Source organism: Alkalibacillus haloalkaliphilus (assembly GCF_007991275.1).
In the GTDB taxonomy this organism is placed as follows: Bacteria; Bacillota; Bacilli; order Bacillales; family Alkalibacillaceae; genus Alkalibacillus; species Alkalibacillus haloalkaliphilus.
In genome coordinates, this window is the sequence record NZ_BJYA01000001.1 from 368,945 (window position 1) to 387,808 (window position 18,864).

The following is an 18,864-nucleotide window of genomic DNA, read 5'->3' on the forward strand; positions in this document are numbered from 1 at the left end:
TTTCTAAGCTTTTAAATGTTAAGAAGATAATTAATGTATATGATTAACCGAGTAGCCTTCTTCTTCTAAAATTGACACGATGTGAGGCTCAATTATTAAATGAGCAGCACCAACAATGACAAAATACGTCTTACCATCATTTGTTGTTAAATACTCATCAATTTGTTCTGCCATATTATAGTTTCGATTATCATTTAACTCTTCCATATATGCCTCTTCTTCTTCTGTAACAGTAGCATCTTCATCAAACAAATAACCAATCAAATCGTCTGCATCACCGGCTTTATACAATTCAAACATGGTCGTTATTTCTTCATCAAATTGATCTAGGCTAACTAAAGATTGTTCTAACATAGTCATTTGGTACTCTTCTGATGGGCTAGCGAGTACTTCAAACTGGGATTCAAATGTCTCTAAAGCTTCAACTTCTTTGCCATCAATCGCTGCTTGATTTAAAAAGTACTCATCAACACCGTGTAAATAGCCTAACTGTTGAAGACGCAAACTTTGAATTAATGAAGATAGTAACCACGGTTTATAGCTTTCAACCATTTCTATACTCATACCTAAGTCACTTATTGTTTCGTCTAATTGTTCATACATTTCGTTAGAAACGTGGTCCTCAATTGTCTCCCCTTCTTCATACATTCCTAACTCTTGTTGTATTTGTTGCATTTCATACATATTTAAGTCATTTAAATCAATCTCAGGCACAACGACATCTGCCTCGTAATATGCAGTCTCAATTGATTCATGTAATGGGTAAAAGTCTCTTGTCCCTGCATGAATCGTACCTAGTAAATAAACCGTCGTCTCTTCATTCTCAACTTGCCATAAGAAGCCACCTGGACCATCAGGGTCACCCAATTGCTGTGATTCAATAACTACAGTTCCTTGTTCAGAGAGTTCATCTAACAACTCACTTTGTTCACGATCTTCTATTACAGGATTCGCCGCAATTGTAACTTCTTCCAAGGAATTAAGTTCTAACAAAACAGATACATCTTCAATATTATTGTTAGATACATCTAACACTTCAAGGTTATAGAGAGCTTCAATTCCAGATAAAGAGTCGATATTTTCACCCGACAAATCAAGGCTAGTAACTGTTTCAACCCCACTTTCTGTAAGCTCTTCATTGATCCTTAACTCATCTAAAACCGCATTCTCTAAGTTTTCATCATTAAAAGTAATCGTATCATCTGAACATGCCCCTAATAGCAATGCCAAAAGAATAAACAATATGTATACTTTGTTCGTTTTCAAAATCATCTCCCCCTCTTCCTGATTATACATGTTTTTCCATAAAGTTGTCTCGTCTCGGGTAAAAATTGACAAAATCAATAGTAAAGGTTATAATAAACCGTCTATACATACAATAAGTACTATTGCCGATGTAAAGTTGTGTTGTGAAACATTGCAGAATAGAAACTAGGCACGAGTTTTCCAATTTCTGCCCATAAGAAGAAAAGTTACGTAGCTACTATAAATGTAGGATTCCACTTTTTTTCCGACATTTAGCATTAGCTACTTTTTTTATGTAAATAATATAGGTAAAGAGAATTTTTAGGAGGAACAAGTTTGAAAACATTTAACGAATTAAACATTGAAGCAAATGTATTAGATGCATTAGCTAAGATGGGATTTGAAACAACAACACCAATTCAAGCACAAGCCATTCCAACAGCATTGGAAGGAAAAGACTTAATTGGGCAAGCACAAACGGGTACAGGAAAGACTACAGCTTTCGGAGTACCGATGATCCAAAAGATCGACCCAGAAAACAAAGACGTACAAGGGATTGTTATTGCACCTACACGTGAATTAGCGATCCAAGTAGGCGAAGAGCTAAACCGTATTGGTCACAATAAAGGTGTTAAGACTGTACCAATTTACGGTGGACAGGATATCACTCGTCAAATCAAAGCTCTAAAACGTCGTCCACAACTAATTACAGCGACTCCAGGTCGTTTATTAGACCACATTAGAAGACGTACTATTAAGTTACAAAACATCGAAACAGTCGTTTTAGACGAAGCAGATGAAATGCTTAACATGGGCTTCATCGAAGATATTGAGGCAATCTTAGCTGAAATGCCACAAAAGCACCAAACATTACTTTTCTCAGCGACAATGCCTAAGCGTATTCAGCTACTAGCAGAAAAGTTCATGAATCAGCCTGAAATTGTCCGCGTTAAATCAAAGCAGTTAACCGTTGACCACATTGATCAATATTACTATGACGTTAAAGAAAATCAGAAGTTCGATGTTCTTTGTCGTTCATTAGATATTGAATCCCCTGATTTGGCGATTATTTTCGGTAGAACGAAAAAACGCGTTGATGAGGTAGTTGAAGGTTTACTGAAACGTGGTTATTCAGCCGAAGGTATTCACGGTGACATTCCACAAGTTAAACGTGAAAAAGTCATTAAGCGCTTTAAAGACCAAGCAACTGACATTTTAGTTGCAACAGACGTTGCAGCTCGTGGCCTAGATATCTCAGGTGTCACCCACGTATATAACTTTGACTTACCACAAGACCCAGAAAGCTACGTTCACCGTATTGGACGTACTGGTCGTGCTGGTAAAAAAGGAAGTGCATATACATTTGTTACACCACGTGAGATGGATCACCTAAAAACAATTGAAAAATTAACGAAACGCCAAATTGAAAAACAGTCTTTCCCAACATATAAAGATGTTATGGAAGGCTTACAAGAAGGTGCTATCGAAGAATTAAAACAAACGGTTTGGGCTCATGAAGGTGACAATTACCGTGAAGCAGCCAAACGTTTATTATCTGAAGAAGATGCTGTCGATGTTGTCGCTTCAGCGATTAAACTTCTTGCGAAAGAACCAAGTCAAACGCCTGTAAACCTAACGTCCGTTGAACCTTTACGTGTAAAACGAGTTAAAGGTGGAGGACAACAAAACAACCGCGGTGGACGCGGTGGTAATCAAAACCGTCGTGGTGGTGGCGGTGGCGGCCGTAGACGCCGTAATAACCAAAAACAAGATGGCGGAAACAGACGAAACAACCGTAATAAAAACCAATAATATAGAAGAAGCTCGGCTTAGATTATTTATCTAAACCGAGCTTTTTTATATTTATAACTTATTATCTCTTTAACACTGATGTCACTTCGTATTGATCTGTTCTTAAAACAATTCTTGAACATTCTAATGGTAAATCATTGGGACCAAATGTTTGTTGGTCTAAATACAATACGGGGTCACCTTCATTTAAATTTAACAACCTCGCCTCTTCTTCATTCAATGCTTTGGCCGCAAAGCTTCGGACACCATAGGTTAGTTCAACATCCGCACATTCTTCTATTACTTTAAACAGACCTTTTTCATTTATATTAGCTTGGTCGACACCTGGACACCTGTCCATCGATACCCAATTCTCGATAATAATTGCAGGTTCATCGTCAATCTTCCTAACACGTTTCACGTAATATACTAAGTCATACAAGCCGACTTCTAATTTATTTTGCACCCATTCACTCGGCTGCATCACTTTATATGACACAACATCTGTATCAAAGTAATACCCTTTGATTTCCATTGCCTCTGCAAACGAGACGAGCTCTTGAGCAAAGGGGTATGAAATTTTCTGCCTTCTAACAAACGTCCCTTTACCTTGAATTTGCTCAAGTAAGCCTTGTTTCAGAAGCTTAGAAATCGCCTTTCTTACTGTTCCTCGGCTTACATTTAACTGATGAGCTAACTCCTCTTCAGCTGGTAGCTTATAACCTTCTCTCCACTTTCCTAAGTTAATATGTTCAGTCATCCACTTGGCAATTTGCTGATACAATGGTTTACCATCATTCTGTTTGACAAACTTCACATTAAATCCCTCTCTGCCCTTTATTACAGTAAAATATTCAGCCTTGAAAAAAGACAGGCTATTCACCTGTCTTTACGACTTTATAAAGCCTTGTACTATTCTTAAGAGCACTTGCTCATCCATATTTAGATCTTCTTGATTCGTTTCATTTAACAACTTCTTCGTATTATCACGGTTAAACGTAATAGACCGATTTAAATACTGTTTAAACACTTCTAGAGGTTGATTTAACTTCTTCTCTTCCTCAGTCAACAAGCGCTCATCTTCATAAGACACAATTTCAACTTGGTGAAAATCTAGCCCATCCTTGATCGCTTTGAAAATCTGGCCATTCGTCGGCGGATTAGGATTCGTAGCATGATAAATAGTACTTGCTTCTCCTGCTGTTAAACTCAACGCTAAAACGTCAATAATGAAATTAACAGGAACTAAGTTTGATACCGTATCACGCTCAATAAGTAAGCGGTAAACTTGATCATTTTCTTTACGTTCAGCACGCTTCTTCAAAAGTTGTACAGTACGTAAAATGCCATACAAACCAAATGTTGTGTCCGCTTCACCTGTAGCCGAATCTCCAATGATAATTGCTGGTCTAACAATAATAACATCTAGATCATCTTCGTAAGACATAACTAAATGCTCTGCATGACACTTACTTTCTTCATAAGCATTAACAAAATCATTGTCTGTCGAGTGGAGTTTTTCATATCCTTCAGTTGACTCTCCTAATGTATAAGCAGTACTAACGTGAATAAATTTCTTCACCTGTAATTGCTTAGCTACTTCAAGAACACGCTCTGTTCCTTTTAAGTTAATATCAAATACTAAGTCGCGTTCTGACTCATCAAAGGATAAATAAGCCGCCGTGTGATATACAGCATCAATTTTTCCTTGTAGTTGTTTAGTTGTATCAGGTGAAATGCCTAACCCTTGATCTAACAAGTCTCCTTCAACTACGTTAATTTGATCGTGTTGAGTGTTTGGAACTTGATTGTATACGCCTTCTAACTTCCGTTTATTTCTTACTAATAAATAGACGTTGTGGCCTTCATTAACTAACCGTTGAACTAAGTTAGTCCCTAGAAACCCTGTTGCACCAGTAATAAATATATTCATAAAAAAGCCTCAAACCCTTTCTAATATTCGAACCCGTAACAAAATAATAAAACTTCTTCTTATTATTTCTTCTAACACTAGTTTATAACGCACGGCTACAAAAATCTACAAATTTAAACAAACATTTTGTAAGTGTTCACTCCAATTTGAATCATACTTTTGTAACCGTTAACAAGTCGGATTTATTAAAATTTTGTAAATTTTCTATTTATTTGTTTGTTGATAAATAGTACAATAAAAACTATCCCAAAAAAATCGACGCAATGGAGGTAATACAAATGGCAAACAAGAATCGTTGGTTAATCGCACTATCCGCTATCGCAATTCATTTATCGATCGGTGCTTCTTATGCTTACAGTGTTTATACAAACCCTATTCATGATACGATTGGTTGGTCTACTGGACAGATTACTTTAGCCTTTACAATTATGATGGGACTAGCTGGTTTTGCTGCAGCGTTTTTCGGCCCATTTGTCGAAAAGCAAGGCCCTAGACGTTCTGCTATGTTCGCAGCCGTTTTATTCGGTATTGGTCAGGCCGGTTCTGGACTAGCTGTAGCAATCGATTCACACATTCTATTCTTATTAATGTACGGTTTTGCAAGTGGTTTAGGTTTAGGGATTGGTTACATTTCACCTGTTTCTACACTTGTTAAATGGTTCCCAGACCGAAGAGGACTCGCTACGGGAATGGCTGTATTAGGTTTCGGTACAGGGGCTTTAATTACAGCTCCAGTAGCAGAAATTCTTATGAATACAGTTGGTGTATCATCAACATTTTATATATTAGGTGTTGCTTATTTCATTGTCATTATTTTAGGTGCTTCTTACATTGCCCCACCTCCAGAAGGTTGGATGCCTGCTAAAATGAAACGTGATATAGCTTCAGGTGAGAAAGTGATAAAGAAAGACTTAGCACAAATGACTGCTAAGCAAGCCGTTAAATCAAGACGCTTTTGGATGTTATGGACGATGATGCTCATCAATACAACTGCTGGTATTATGATCATCTCAGTCGCATCACCAATGGCTCAGGAAGTCGTTGGGCTTTCAGCAGCTGCTGCTGCAACAATGGTAGGGATCATGGGAATCTTTAATGGTGGAGGTCGCCTCGGTTGGGCTGCTTTATCAGATTATGTTGGACGACCTGCCATCTTTATAACATTCTTTGCACTACAACTCGTTGCATTTATATCGTTTCCGAACATTACAAGCGTTCTATTATTCCAAGCTCTAATATTTATCGTCGTTAGTTGTTACGGAGGTGGATTCTCCAACTTACCTGCCTTTATCGGCGACTTGTTTGGTACGAAAAACTTAGGTGCTATTCATGGATACCTGCTAACGACATGGTCTTTAGGGGGAATTATTGGCCCAAGTGTCGTAACACAGATCTATAGTAGTACAGGAAGCTACATGCCTGTCTTCTACTTGTTCATGGCACTGATGGCTGCTGCATTAGTCATCGCCTTACTATTACAACTCGATATTAAACGCCAAGAAAAACAAGCATCTCTAGATGAAGAAATGATAGCTTAAAAAGAGGGGGACTTCCCCTCTTTTTTATTTATCTTCTATTTCGCCTCTTCCGACCATAACCTTTAAAAGGTGGGAATTTTTACGTTGGGAGGGGTTAACAAAATGAGTATATTACAACTAATTAAACGGACAATTCCCTTTTTCATCTCTAGGATCTTGGTCTATCTCATATTTGGCGCAATTTCACTAATCTTTTTAGGACTAATGCTCGGTTTAGGTATCTTACTATTTAGGTGGTTTGATTTCGCTTCTGGTTTCTTTATTTTCCTTATGATAGGGACATTTTTCGGTGTACTTGGTCTTCTGCGATTCATTGAAAGGTATTTCCTCTATATGGTGAAAGTTGGCCATATAGCTGTTGTGACTGAGCTTTTACGTAAAGGCTCAGTGCCAGATGGGAAAAGTCAAATTAGCTATGGTAAAGATCAAGTCGTTAACAACTTTGGGTCAGCCAATGTAGCCTTTGTCGTTGATAAAATTATTTATGGAGCGGTTAAGCAAATTCAACGTTGGTTAATGAGGATTGGAAACTTCTTAAATTTCATCCCAGGTGCGAAAAACATTATTGGCATTTTAAGTAAAGTTATGGCAGTCAGTCTTCGCTATGTTGATGAAGCAATCTTAAGCTATATTATGCTTAGAAAAAGCGAAGCTAAAGATGCAGAATCCGAGAAAGAAGAAAGTGTATGGAAAAACGCTTGTGATGGTGTCGTTCTTTATGCTCAAAGCTGGAAGAAAATAATTATAACAGCGGCTGGAATTGTAGCATTCGTCTACATTCTTAATATTACAGTCTTTTTAGTTACTGTGTTCCCGCTTATGGCTCTGGCATCTATGATTACGGACAATGCTGGTGCCGCTGGAATACTCGGATATTTTGCGATTATTGGAGCATACATCTTCACCTCAATGGTTAAGCGTGCGTTTGTTGATCCAATCGCTATGATTGCAATGGTTAGAACATATCAATTAAACATTGAAGATATGGAGCCAAGTATTGATCTACAGCAAAAACTGCTTAATGTTTCATCTAAGTTTAAACAACTATTCAATAAGAAAGATGAAGACGTTCAAAAGGCAGAACAAACAACATAACAACATAACTAAGCCCTGGGGAATCCCCCCAGGGCTTTTGCATTAATTAATTATTGTTTTGTTCAGCTTCATCTGTAATAACATCATCTGCGACTTTATTTTCTTCTCGCAAGTCTTCAAGTGCGTTGTAAATTCTTTCTCTTTCACGTGGTAGTGAACCATCACCTAGTTCTTTAAACAGTGCCCAAATCAAGCAGTACATCATTAAGAACATGAGGATCATGAATGGGAAACCACCGACTAGTGATGCTGTTTGTAATGCTCCTAGTCCACCAGCCATTAGTAATACGGCAGCAAATGCACCTTCAATGATACCCCAAGTAATACGTAAACCTACTGGTGGGTTCATATTACCTTTAGACGTTAACATACCAATTACATACGTACCTGAGTCAGATGACGTAATAAAGAAAATTGTTAATGAAATCATCGCAACTGCAATGAGTACAGATGAGAATGGGAAACCTTCTAATAATGCGAAGAACCCTTGTGCTTCATCTTCGAATACAGCGTCCATAATACTATTATCTGTAAAGTGTTCTTGGAATAATGCTGTACCACCGAAAACACTGAACCAGAAAATACTTACTGCAGTCGGCACTAACAACACACCGACAGCAAAGCTACGAATTGTACGTCCACGAGATACACGGGCAATAAATGAACCTACGAATGGTGCCCAAGCAATCCACCAAGCCCAGTAGAAGATTGTCCATGCATCATACCAACCATCAGCACCTTCTCCTGCTGCATCAATACCGAATGACATTGAAAACAGGTTCTGTAAATATCCACCTGTAGAATGTGTCATAGCCTGTAAGATGAATAAAGTTGGTCCTAAAATAAAGACAAACAATAACAATAAACCAGCTACACCTAAGTTTGCTTGGCTTAAAAATTTAATACCTCGGTCAATACCTGTTGATGTTGAAATGATTGCTAACAATGTTACAACAACAATGATAATTAACCATAAGCCTTCAGAGTTCGGAATTCCAAATAGCGTTGAAAAACCACCACCGATTTGCATAACACCTAAACCTAGTGATGTTGAAATACCGAATAATGTTGCAATAACACCAATAATGTTAACTGTATTACCCCAGAAACCGTTTAGACGATCACGACCAATTAACGGTTCTAACGTTGAGCTTAGTAACATCGGTAAACCTTTTCTATATGAGAAATATGCTAATGATAATGCTACGACCGCATAAATCGCCCATGGGTGAAGTCCCCAGTGGAAGAATGAATATTGCAATGCTGCGTGTAATGCTTGAGCTGTTCCACCTTCACCATACGCTGGCCAATCATAGTGGTTAATTGGTTCTGATACACCCCAGAATAATAAACCAATACCCATACCTGCACTAAACAACATAGCAAACCATGCCGGCGTGGAATACATCGGCTTTTCATCATCATCCCCTAATTTAATCTCACCAAGTGGGCTTAAAATTAAGAAGACCGTCACTAATATAAAGGCACTTCCACCTAAAATAAACGACCAACCTAAGTTCGTTACCGTCCAGTTGAACGTTACCTCAACATATTCATCAAAATTAGGTAGAAATGATCCTGAAATAACAAATGCTGAAGCGATAATCAATGAAATGATAAAAGCAGGGGTCTTAGCTGCTTGACTAAAAGAGGTCAACCCCTTCGTTTTCTTTGACATAGATTCTCCTCCTAAAATTTTAAATCCAGTTTCATTATAATCACTTGATAAATGAGTCATAAGTTCTATGTGTGTACATTCAATAAAATACCCTAAATCAATATATTGAAACATTTTTTGCCAAAAACATAAAACTAATGAAAACATACTGTAATTATTGACATACTGGACTTATATGTACTGTTATTATGCGTTTATTACCCTAACATATTAACTATAATGTTACAAGTTAACCTCCTACCCTGTTAAATTAGTAGGAATAGCTTTTTGTTGGTATAATGAATAGTTAACAAGCTTTTCATGAGGTGAAACGATGGATTATAAGACTTTAAATAACATAATCAAAAAGCACCAATCTGAGACGCTCGGCTTACCTAACAACCGAAAGTACGCTATTATCATCCCTTTAATTGAAAAAGACGGTGAACTACAGATTGTATTTGAAGTACGCTCTAAATATATGAGGCGCCAACCAGGTGAAGTTTGTTTCCCCGGTGGAAAAGTAGATCAAGATGACTTGAACACATCTGAGACAGCCGTTAGAGAGCTTTGTGAAGAGTTAGGTGTTTCAGAAGGACAAGTTAATAACGTTGAGTACCTTGGGCTTCTTGTTACTCCATTTCGACTTAGCGTAAGTGCGTATACTGGGTTCATTACGATTGGTTCTTATGAAGGGTTTCAACCTAACCCATTGGAAGTAGATTCAATCTTCACTGTTCCTTTATCTTTCTTCCTAGAAAACAAACCAGAAGTCCATTACATAGACGTTGAAATTAAACCAGATGACAACTTTCCTTATGATGATATTCCAAACGGTGAATCTTATGAAGTACAAAAAGTACAGTATGAGGAGCATTTTTATTACTATGAAGACTATGTCATTTGGGGATTAACTGCTAGGATCTTGAATGATTTCATTGCTATTATAAAAGGAGATAGGACCTAACCTATCTCCTCTCTTATCTGAAAAACCAATCACGTTTTCTTCTTTTTCTAATAAATAATACGACTCCAGTTATTAATGTTACTAATGAAGTCATTCCAATCCAAAAAATGATATTTATACCGTCATCACTTTGGTTTGCTGTCCCCATAGCCATTTGTGCATCTTTTGGGTCAGGCTCTTTATTTAATTCTTCTTGTGTCTTCAATTGTTTCTCTAACAACACTTCTTCTTCTTCATTAAAAACACTTAACACTCCACCATCATCGATTTCCTTCTCCCAATTATTGTCTGTTTCAGAGGTGAAATAGATAGGTTCTTCTAACTCATATTCTTGTCCATTTTCATCAAAAAGAACTTCGCCTTCTTCAAGTTTATTAGTTTCAAAGTTGTCAAAGCCATAATCAATTAATTTCCTTGTGTCATTATAAGCATGGTTGGCAGATGGAGAGTTTAATGTAACGACGACTAAATCAATTTGATCATCCTCATGAGTTGCTGTTGTTACTAGGGTATAACCAGACTTTCTAACAAACCCATTTTTCACACCCGTAACTTCATCATACTGTCTAACCATCTGGTGGTGATTATAGATCGTTGTCTCCCAACCTTCAGTTTCCCACTCAAACTCAGTCATCGCGACAATATCTCGGAATTTATCATTATCCATAGCATATTGTGTGATCTTTGCCATATCGCTTGCAGTCGTATATTGGTTTTCGTCAAATAAGCCATGTGGATTTGTGAAATTAGTATCACTTACACCGACAACATCATTCACAAACTCATTCATTAACTCTGAAAACTCTTCTTCGCTACCAGCAATATGCTCAGCAATCGCAGCAGAGGCATCGTTACCAGAATTAATAAGCATGCCTTTCACTAATTTACGTAACTCAACCTCTTCATCCTCTAATAAATATACACTTGTCCCGATGACTTCAGTTGCACCCTCACTAATCGTCACTTTATCATCAAGCTCACCTTGTTCAATAGCTATAATCCCGGTAATAATTTTAGTAATACTAGCCGGATACATTTGTTGCTGGCTACTTTTGTCATACAACACTTCACCACTAGACTGATCAATTAATATAGCTGATTCGCTATGCAAATCTATGTCTTGAACGTGCGCATGCGTAGAAGATGGAGTTGTGACTACTAACATTAATGCTAAAACAATTATTATACTAAAACACAATCTATTTATAAGCATATGAGCATTCCTCATTTTTGTAATCGTAATTATTTCGCTTTATTAATTTTACCAAATCAAAATATGTATAAATACTAATAAAAGATTACAATTATATTTCATTTAGTTAAAGTATTGCCCTGTTATAGGTAAAAACTAACAAAAAAAGAAGCCGACCCCACTTAAGGTCAGCTTCCTCGTTCGCATATTAAGATAACACTGGTTCTTTTACTACACTTTTAACACTTTCTTCAATAATCTCTAAGCCTTTTTTCAAGTCTGCTTCTTCTATTGTAATAGCAGGGAACAGCTTAAACACTTCATCGTCTGGACCTGCTGTTTCCATAATTAATCCTAGTTCAAAGGCTTTTTCGGCAACTTTCTCAGCTAGTTCTTTTTCGCCACAAGCGATTCCTACCATTAACCCTCGACCACGTACTTCACCTTTTAGTTCAGAGTAGTTTTCAACGATTTTCTGCAAGTATTCATGAGTGATCTCTGCTTTATGCTTAACACTCTTTTCTAACTTATCATCTTTCCAGTAGTCTAAAGCAGCTGTTGCTGTAATGAATGCATGGTTATTTCCTCGGAAAGTACCGTTATGTTCACCTGGTGCCCAAATATCTAGATCTGGTCTTAACAACGTGATAGCAAACGGCACACCGTAACCACTTAAAGACTTAGACATACAAACGATATCTGGTGTAATACCCGCTTCTTCAAAGCTAAAGAATGAACCTGTGCGACCAACTCCAGCTTGGACGTCATCGATAATTAATAAGATATCCCAACGCTTACAAATAGATTCTAATCTTTGTAACCATTCTTTACTAGCAACGTTAATGCCACCTTCACCTTGGACAGTCTCAACAATCATAGCTGCAGGTAGGTCTACTCCGCTACCACCATTTTCTAAGAAACGCTCTAAATAATCTAAAGTATCTGCAGAATCCATAAAACGATCATAAGGCATTGTAACAGAGTGGTTTAACGGAACCCCTGCACCTCTACGTTTAGCGGCATTCCCTGTTACTGATAAAGAGCCAATTGTCATACCGTGGAAACCATTAGTAAAGCTAATAACATCTGTACGCCCTGTTACTTTACGCGCTAATTTTAATGCACTTTCAACGGTATTTGTTCCAGTTGGTCCTGGGAACATGATTTTATAATCAAAACCTCTTGGCTTTAAAATCACTTCATTAAATTGCTCAATAAATTGCCCTTTAGCTGTTGTAGCTTTGTCTAATGAATGTGTAATCCCATCATTTGTTATATAATCAATCAATGCTTCTTTCATTTTCGGATCGTTGTGACCATAATTTAATGCACCAGCACCTGAGAAGAAGTCAAGGTATTCATTTCCATCTTCATCCCACATCTTAGAGCCTTTTGCTTCATTAAATACTGTTGGAAAGCTTCTGCAATAACTACGAACCTCTGATTCATGTTTTTCAAAAACTTTCATGTCTGTTTTATTCAAAATTTATCCTCCTCAAAATTACCCCTAAGGGTATTATAATCTAAACACTATTATTAGGTGTTACTTTTTAATTTTTAAATTATTTTTCGATTGGTCCAATTAAAAAGCTTAACTCTTCTTCATGTTCATCACTTGGGAATAACTCTTCAGGAAAGCACTCTGACACTTCACATTTCGTGCCAAGATTACGCGCAAATCCTTTAAATAACGATTGGGATGCTTTATTTGATGGAGTCACTGTCGCTTGTAAAAAGCGCACATCTCGACAAGATTCCCGTTGTATTAATTCGTTTAAAATTCTAGATGCTAGTCCTTTTCCTCTTTGTGACGCATCAACTCCGATTTGCCAAACGAATACAACATCTTGCCTCTCTGGAGGTATAAATGCGGTAACAAACCCGACAACCTTATTGTCTTCTTTAGCGACAACACATGTCTCTGCAAAATGTTCACACATCATAATATACTTATAAGCTGAATTTTGATCTAAACTTGAATTATTTACTAACTCCCACATTTCTGAACCATCTTCTACAGTCGGCTTCTCAAAAGTGACCGTATCTAATGGACTTAAAGTAGCTGTTTGACTATTAATGTTAAATGCTCCCTTCATTTTTGGTTAACGATTGTTTCCATTTATTATGTTAACGAGCGGAGCAAATTTTATCAAACGACTTAGAAAGTGATTAACAAGCATACAACTATCTTATTGTTGATGTCGTTAATTAAGAGTTACGAACTTAATGAATGCTACAGTATTGTATGTATTTCTCTAATTTATTAAGAATTTAGTCTTTTTTACCATTTAATTTTTTGATGATTTTAAAATTTGCATTAAAAAAGAGAAGGATTACCCTTCTCTTTTACTGATTCTTCTTAAAGGATTGAGGTGATTCCTCCATCCAACCATACTTAATTAAAATTTTTGCCCCTTCATGCGCATAGCTAAATATGTCTTTCATTAAAATAGACATACGCGTCGGTATATCATTTCTTAAACTAAATGAAGTCCCTAAAGAACTACCACCTATTGAAAATCCACAAAATAAGTTAACACAATAAAGCATTAGCTTATCGGAGAACGGTGCCACAGAAGAGGTTGTAACATTCCCGCCTTCCGTTCCAGGAACTTGGATATACCCATCTTCTAGAAACTTACTTAAATCATCCACGATGTTTTTAGCAAGCTTTACACCTTTATCAAAATATTTTCTTACCTCTTGCTCTTCAGCACATTGTGCAAACCCCTTAATCATCTGTAAACCCATCTTATTAGATTCAATGCCATGGTATAAGTGAGCTAACTCAACTGTACTTAAAGGCCTCTTGTCACTAAAAGGATTTAATCCACTTAAGTAATTTGTATTACTAACATATTCTACGGTCTTTTCAACAGCAACATAGGGACTCTTAGCTATTAAACCCTTCTTTAGTAAATACTGTGTACAGTCATCATAACATTGTTGCGTAATAACCGATAGTTCTCTATAAAACTGTGTAATATCCTCTCTGTATGACATTGATAAGTTTAAAGTGTGCATTCCTGTACTAATTTCTTTGATTAAGCGTAAGAACATAATGTCAAACCCATTGTCATAAAGCTTTGGAACGTCTTCGTTAACATCTACACCAGTAAAACCAGTTGGTATAGGCAGATTTTCTTCTTGAAAAATGGTGACAATCTTTTCAGCATAAGGTTCCATTTGTTCATATATGTTTACCATTATAGCTTTAGCCTCTTGATCATCCGCTTTTTTAATAAAATACTCTAACATTCTAAGAGACATAGTTTTTTGCTGATAGGTCATCCATAACGTACCGATTTCTGATGAAACTAAACCAGGAGTTTGTGGCATTAGACGAGTCCTCCATCATTTCATAATAATCACTTTTTATTATGAACAATACCTGTTAAATCATACACTCTTAGTTGGAGAATTAATCTTTCGTCATGACTAGATACAAACCATGACCATTTATCAAACGACAAAAACTTAACTCTAAGATATGTTTAAATATAATCTAATAAGGTTATGTGACATGTACAAAGACATTTCGAGGAGGGATCGTAAATGAACTTAATGCGTGCAAAAGAAATTAAAGATGACCCTAACATGAAGAATGTCGTTTACAAAGGAAAGTATGTCTACATCAATGAAGTTAACGATGACAAACAAAAGGCGATCATTCACTACTTAAAAGAAAGTGGTACAGAGTTCGAAGTTGATGTCACTGAATTAAACGAAGAGTAATTAAAAAGGCGAACGCATTCACTGTTGCGTTCGCCTCAAATTTATAGATCTGCACCATATATAGCAACAAATTGCTGACTCAAAGCAAATTGATCTCCAGCCCACCCTAACGTATTCAATACATAACCTAATGCATCAGCATTATAACGCCCTGCTATTCTTTGATAAACTAAAAGCTCATACACACCATCCATATCAAAGTCTACTGGATATAAACCACTCAATGGGTTCACCCAGCCTTCAATCGGTTCAATTAAGGTTCCATTAGCATCATATATTTCATTTAAGTATTGTGGATCACGGTCGGATAGGTCAATGACATATTGCTGTTGGTTCACTTCACTTACGACACGGACCTTCGCATCATCCTCATAATTTACAGTATATTGATAGTAATCATTATACTCATTGCTATTAAAAATAAGGTTAAAACGATTATGAACGAAAGAATATATAAACTCATTCATAATGCCACCATTTCCACCAGTTGCAATACTAATGAGAATTTCGTCTAGACCATTACCCGTGAAGTCACCTAAAAATAGAGTAGGGTTATAACCAACATTGTCTACTAAAGGTGTACTGTAAATCTCATGAGTAGCACCGTCTTGAACGACAAGTGTAATGTTTTGTATAAATGGGCTATCTTGAGTTTGGTAGCCGACTAGAAATACACCATCTATGACCCCGTCACCATTTACATCACCATGTGCTGAATCAATAAGTTCAATTGCCTTTCTTACATCATAAAAGTACATAACATTCCCCTTCGTTCCCCTTTTCTAATATGTTATGGGCGAACGCGGAAAGTGCTACTCGTTCTTACTATTTTATAAAATATTCCCCATTACCAAACCGATCACAGATAAGACAATGATGTGAAACCCAACAGCAATGAAATATACTTTTAATGAACTTCCCGTATTTTCACCAAGACCAAAGACAAAGTCCTTTGCATACGCCAACGCAACTAACAAACCAACTAGGGCCCCTAAATACAACCCCTCTAGTGCTGTGTTTGCCTCTGACCACCGTAAAATAAAATACAATATGCTCACCGTAAGAAAGGTTGCTAACGATAACACATCATACCGTGGCGTTTTAAACTCTTGGATATTTAAATACTTGACCCATAAACGCCCTAGCACTTTAGGCGAATAGTAAACCATCCCTAAAACCATGTAAATAATGACACCCAATATAATAGCTAACAGCATTCTTTCACCTCTAAATAAAATCTTATGTCATTCAAACATATTCGACTAATTGTAATACACTCCCTGCAAAACTATAAAAAAACCTACCCTCGACACTTAGTCAAGGATAGGCTCGTTATTAATCAAATGCTGGAATAGATGTTTCTTCATAATTCTCTTCTAAGAAATCACGAACTTCATCACTTGTCATTGCTTCAGCTAACTTTTGAATGGCTTCTGAATCTTCATTGTCTTCACGCGCGATTAACGTAATCGCAAAGTCATTGTCTTCACCTTCAGTTAGTAAAGCGTCAGCCGCTGGTGTTAGACCTAATGGCTCTGCATAAGCAGGCGTCATCAACACAGCATCAACATCGTCATAAGCTCTTGCTAACATTAATAAATCAATTTCTTCAAATTCAAAGTCATGAGGGTTTTCCTCAATGTCTGATAAACGATAATGCGGATTGTCTGTTTCACCTAAAGTGATCACACCATGGTCATCTAATAATCTTAATGAACGGTCTAAATTAGTCATATCATTGGCAACAGCTAATGTTGCACCATCAGGAATTTCTTCCATAGCGTCATAATCTTTAGCATATACACCGTAATTTGCATAATAAATTGGCTGAATCGGTGTTAAGTTTGTATCATTGTTACGATTATATTCCTCCATATACGGTACGTGTTGGAAGAAGTTTGCATCAACTTCATCGTGAGCTAATGCATCATTAGGTTGTACATTATCACTTAACTCTACAATTTCAAGCTCGATCCCTTCTTCAGCTAGTTGCTCTTGAGCAATCTCAAGAATATCTAGCATCGGTGAAATTAAAGAAGCAACTTCTAACGTTTGATCTTCCGTTTGTTCCTCTGTTTGCTCTTCTGCTTCATCAGCTCCACCACATGCAGCTAATATTAATAACAAGATTGTCATTGGAATTAATAGTTTTTTCATATTATGCCTCTCCTATCTTTTGTCAATCTTTCTTGCAACTGTAATACCTGTATATTGGATTAGCTGTACAAGTATAACCATGATGAAAATCATATAAAACATTAAATCAGTTCTAAAATTTTGATAACCATAACGAATAGCAAAGTCACCAATTCCTCCGCCACCGACAACACCCATAATTGTCGAGTATGATATAAAACTAATTGTCGATGTCGTCAATCCAAGCACTAAACCTGAACGTGCTTCAACATATAAGAACTTAAATATAATATCCTTCGCTGAAGCACCCATTGAAATCGCCGCTTCCATGACCCCTTTAGGAATATCAAGTAGCGACTGTTCCACTAAACGTGAGTAATGCGCTATAGCAATAACTGTTAAGGGAACGATTGCTGCCGTTGTTCCAAATGCTGTTCCAACAATCCAACGGGTAAATGGAATCATAAACACAACTAGTAATAAGAATGGAAATGACCTAATAACATTTACGAGTAAGTTTAATGTAGAAAATACAGCTTGGTTTTCTAGTATTTGATCTTTTCGACATAAGTATAAAAAAGTCCCTAACGGTAATCCAACCAAAACAGCAGCTAGTATTGAAAAGCCAACCATAATAAAAGTTTCACCAATTGACTGCCATATTTCAGCTTGGTATTCAACGATCACTTCAGGCATGAGGTTCACCACCATCAGTGAGACGTTCAACAAAACCTTGAGCGCTTCGATCAATTTTTTGAATACCAGCCGGTTCTATTGTAACTGTTTCATACTCTTCACCATCTGCCATAACAGTTACGCGCTCACATATACTTTTAATTACTTCCATCTCATGACTAACGATCACAATCGTTACACCAAAGTTTTCGTTAATCCGCTTCAATACACTTAAAATCTCTGCTGTTGTATTAGGATCAAGCGAAGATGTTGGTTCATCACATAACAACACTGTCGGATTGTTCACAAGAGCACGTGCAATCGCGACACGCTGCTTTTGTCCACCACTTAATTGAGCTGTATATTGATCTTTAAAATGGTCTAAACCTACGAATTGTAAACTTTCCATCACGCGACTTTCTCGTTCTTGTTTCGGCACTTTTGATAACTCTAATGGTACAACGACATTATCATAGACCGTTTTATTACCTAACAAGTTATACTGTTGGAAGATCATCGCAATAGATTGTCTTGCTTCTCTTAACTTTCTTCCTTTTAATCTAGTAAGTGAATCATCGTTAACAATGACTTCTCCATGGTCTGGACTTTCAAGTAAATTGATCAACCTTAACAAGGTCGATTTACCTGCCCCACTTGCGCCTATGACACCATAAATTTCGCCATGATTAACTGATAAAGAAACCGATTTAATCGCTTCATAATCACCAAAACGTTTAGTAACATTTTGAATTTTAATCATAAAAAAACCCCTTCCCATGGCATGAAAGGTGATTAAGAACTTTTATATTATAACTTATGTTCACACTCTTGTCATTTAGTAGAATTTAGATTTTGATTGCTTAGTATAAATAATTTAGTACTAAACCTATCATAGCACAA

At 36.7% G+C, this 18,864-nt stretch carries 18 protein-coding genes; 5 read left to right on the top strand and 13 right to left on the bottom strand.

The window, feature by feature from the left end:
* Positions 1-30 precede the first annotated feature (30 nt).
* Entirely contained in the window at positions 31-1,266 is a 1,236-nt protein-coding gene (locus tag AHA02nite_RS01840) for a TraB/GumN family protein (protein WP_170235946.1), read from the bottom strand.
* Between the two features lie 315 nt (positions 1,267-1,581).
* Here AHA02nite_RS01840 and AHA02nite_RS01845 point away from each other — a divergent pair, with 315 nt between their 5' ends.
* Entirely contained in the window at positions 1,582-3,057 is a 1,476-nt protein-coding gene (locus AHA02nite_RS01845; protein WP_146813807.1) for a DEAD/DEAH box helicase, read from the top strand.
* A gap of 61 nt (positions 3,058-3,118) precedes the next feature.
* On the opposite strand, the gene AHA02nite_RS01850 is transcribed toward AHA02nite_RS01845, so the two are convergent.
* Both AHA02nite_RS01850 and AHA02nite_RS01855 read right to left on the bottom strand, forming a co-directional pair.
* Entirely contained in the window at positions 3,119-3,853 is a 735-nt protein-coding gene (locus tag AHA02nite_RS01850) for a GntR family transcriptional regulator (RefSeq protein ID WP_146813809.1), read from the bottom strand.
* Between the two features lie 72 nt (positions 3,854-3,925).
* Positions 3,926-4,969, bottom strand: coding sequence for an SDR family NAD(P)-dependent oxidoreductase (locus tag AHA02nite_RS01855; protein ID WP_146813811.1), 1,044 nt, complete (start codon positions 4,967-4,969; stop codon positions 3,926-3,928).
* A gap of 278 nt (positions 4,970-5,247) precedes the next feature.
* Between AHA02nite_RS01855 and AHA02nite_RS01860 the strand changes: the two genes are divergently transcribed.
* Together AHA02nite_RS01860 and AHA02nite_RS01865 are read left to right on the top strand one after the other, a co-directional pair.
* Positions 5,248-6,507 carry an L-lactate MFS transporter gene (locus AHA02nite_RS01860; RefSeq protein WP_146813813.1) on the top strand — a complete coding sequence of 420 codons (1,260 nt, stop codon included), beginning with the start codon at positions 5,248-5,250 and terminating at the stop codon, positions 6,505-6,507.
* A 102-nt stretch (positions 6,508-6,609) separates the two neighbouring features.
* On the top strand, positions 6,610-7,602 hold the full coding sequence (locus AHA02nite_RS01865) for a hypothetical protein (RefSeq protein WP_146813815.1): 993 nt from the start codon (positions 6,610-6,612) through the stop codon (positions 7,600-7,602).
* A 46-nt stretch (positions 7,603-7,648) separates the two neighbouring features.
* Here the strand turns inward: AHA02nite_RS01865 and AHA02nite_RS01870 are convergent, their stop codons facing one another.
* A complete protein-coding gene (locus AHA02nite_RS01870) occupies positions 7,649-9,280 on the bottom strand; it encodes a BCCT family transporter (protein ID WP_146813817.1) in 1,632 nt (543 codons plus the stop codon).
* A gap of 313 nt (positions 9,281-9,593) precedes the next feature.
* Between AHA02nite_RS01870 and AHA02nite_RS01875 the strand changes: the two genes are divergently transcribed.
* Positions 9,594-10,226 carry an NUDIX hydrolase gene (locus AHA02nite_RS01875; protein ID WP_146813819.1) on the top strand — a complete coding sequence of 211 codons (633 nt, stop codon included), beginning with the start codon at positions 9,594-9,596 and terminating at the stop codon, positions 10,224-10,226.
* Between the two features lie 13 nt (positions 10,227-10,239).
* On the opposite strand, the gene AHA02nite_RS01880 is transcribed toward AHA02nite_RS01875, so the two are convergent.
* The 4 genes from AHA02nite_RS01880 to AHA02nite_RS01895 form a co-directional block, all read right to left on the bottom strand.
* Positions 10,240-11,439: a D-alanyl-D-alanine carboxypeptidase family protein gene (locus AHA02nite_RS01880; protein ID WP_146813821.1), complete on the bottom strand. Its 1,200-nt coding sequence runs from the start codon at positions 11,437-11,439 to the stop codon at positions 10,240-10,242.
* A gap of 187 nt (positions 11,440-11,626) precedes the next feature.
* Positions 11,627-12,901, bottom strand: a complete 1,275-nt coding sequence (gene ectB / locus AHA02nite_RS01885) for a diaminobutyrate--2-oxoglutarate transaminase (RefSeq protein WP_174758172.1) — start codon at positions 12,899-12,901, stop codon at positions 11,627-11,629.
* A gap of 79 nt (positions 12,902-12,980) precedes the next feature.
* Positions 12,981-13,514: a diaminobutyrate acetyltransferase gene (gene ectA / locus AHA02nite_RS01890; protein ID WP_017187169.1), complete on the bottom strand. Its 534-nt coding sequence runs from the start codon at positions 13,512-13,514 to the stop codon at positions 12,981-12,983.
* Positions 13,515-13,764: 250 nt separating this feature from the next.
* Positions 13,765-14,757, bottom strand: a complete 993-nt coding sequence (locus AHA02nite_RS01895; protein WP_146813823.1) for a DUF3231 family protein — start codon at positions 14,755-14,757, stop codon at positions 13,765-13,767.
* Between the two features lie 216 nt (positions 14,758-14,973).
* On the opposite strand from AHA02nite_RS01895, the gene AHA02nite_RS01900 reads away from it, so the two are divergent.
* On the top strand, positions 14,974-15,153 hold the full coding sequence (locus AHA02nite_RS01900; protein WP_146813825.1) for an H-type small acid-soluble spore protein: 180 nt from the start codon (positions 14,974-14,976) through the stop codon (positions 15,151-15,153).
* A 41-nt stretch (positions 15,154-15,194) separates the two neighbouring features.
* Here AHA02nite_RS01900 and AHA02nite_RS01905 read toward each other — a convergent pair whose 3' ends face one another.
* From AHA02nite_RS01905 to AHA02nite_RS01925, 5 genes are all read right to left on the bottom strand, one after another.
* The gene (locus AHA02nite_RS01905; protein WP_146813827.1) at positions 15,195-15,911 is read right to left on the bottom strand and encodes a VCBS repeat-containing protein; all 717 of its coding nucleotides are present in this window, start codon (positions 15,909-15,911) and stop codon (positions 15,195-15,197) included.
* Positions 15,912-15,983: 72 nt separating this feature from the next.
* Entirely contained in the window at positions 15,984-16,370 is a 387-nt protein-coding gene (locus AHA02nite_RS01910) for a DUF1761 domain-containing protein (RefSeq protein WP_146813829.1), read from the bottom strand.
* A 118-nt stretch (positions 16,371-16,488) separates the two neighbouring features.
* Positions 16,489-17,310: a MetQ/NlpA family ABC transporter substrate-binding protein gene (locus AHA02nite_RS01915; protein WP_146813831.1), complete on the bottom strand. Its 822-nt coding sequence runs from the start codon at positions 17,308-17,310 to the stop codon at positions 16,489-16,491.
* A gap of 12 nt (positions 17,311-17,322) precedes the next feature.
* Complete coding sequence (locus AHA02nite_RS01920; RefSeq protein WP_146813833.1) at positions 17,323-17,985, bottom strand: methionine ABC transporter permease; 663 nt, start codon at positions 17,983-17,985, stop codon at positions 17,323-17,325.
* The gene (locus AHA02nite_RS01925) at positions 17,978-18,724 is read right to left on the bottom strand and encodes a methionine ABC transporter ATP-binding protein (RefSeq protein WP_146813835.1); all 747 of its coding nucleotides are present in this window, start codon (positions 18,722-18,724) and stop codon (positions 17,978-17,980) included. The genes AHA02nite_RS01920 and AHA02nite_RS01925 overlap by 8 nt, the downstream gene beginning before the upstream one ends.
* Positions 18,725-18,864 lie beyond the last annotated feature (140 nt).

Coding starts and splice junctions, on each gene's coding strand:
- AHA02nite_RS01855 (WP_146813811.1), bottom strand. CDS start 4,969: ATGAATATATTTATTACTGGTGCAACAGGGTTTCTAGGGACTAACTTA.
- AHA02nite_RS01860 (WP_146813813.1), top strand. CDS start 5,248: ATGGCAAACAAGAATCGTTGGTTAATCGCACTATCCGCTATCGCAATT.
- AHA02nite_RS01865 (WP_146813815.1), top strand. CDS start 6,610: ATGAGTATATTACAACTAATTAAACGGACAATTCCCTTTTTCATCTCT.
- AHA02nite_RS01870 (WP_146813817.1), bottom strand. CDS start 9,280: ATGTCAAAGAAAACGAAGGGGTTGACCTCTTTTAGTCAAGCAGCTAAG.
- AHA02nite_RS01875 (WP_146813819.1), top strand. CDS start 9,594: ATGGATTATAAGACTTTAAATAACATAATCAAAAAGCACCAATCTGAG.
- AHA02nite_RS01880 (WP_146813821.1), bottom strand. CDS start 11,439: ATGCTTATAAATAGATTGTGTTTTAGTATAATAATTGTTTTAGCATTA.
- ectA (WP_017187169.1), bottom strand. CDS start 13,514: ATGAAGGGAGCATTTAACATTAATAGTCAAACAGCTACTTTAAGTCCA.
- AHA02nite_RS01895 (WP_146813823.1), bottom strand. CDS start 14,757: ATGCCACAAACTCCTGGTTTAGTTTCATCAGAAATCGGTACGTTATGG.
- AHA02nite_RS01900 (WP_146813825.1), top strand. CDS start 14,974: ATGAACTTAATGCGTGCAAAAGAAATTAAAGATGACCCTAACATGAAG.
- AHA02nite_RS01905 (WP_146813827.1), bottom strand. CDS start 15,911: ATGTACTTTTATGATGTAAGAAAGGCAATTGAACTTATTGATTCAGCA.
- AHA02nite_RS01910 (WP_146813829.1), bottom strand. CDS start 16,370: ATGCTGTTAGCTATTATATTGGGTGTCATTATTTACATGGTTTTAGGG.
- AHA02nite_RS01915 (WP_146813831.1), bottom strand. CDS start 17,310: ATGAAAAAACTATTAATTCCAATGACAATCTTGTTATTAATATTAGCT.
- AHA02nite_RS01920 (WP_146813833.1), bottom strand. CDS start 17,985: ATGCCTGAAGTGATCGTTGAATACCAAGCTGAAATATGGCAGTCAATT.
- AHA02nite_RS01925 (WP_146813835.1), bottom strand. CDS start 18,724: ATGATTAAAATTCAAAATGTTACTAAACGTTTTGGTGATTATGAAGCG.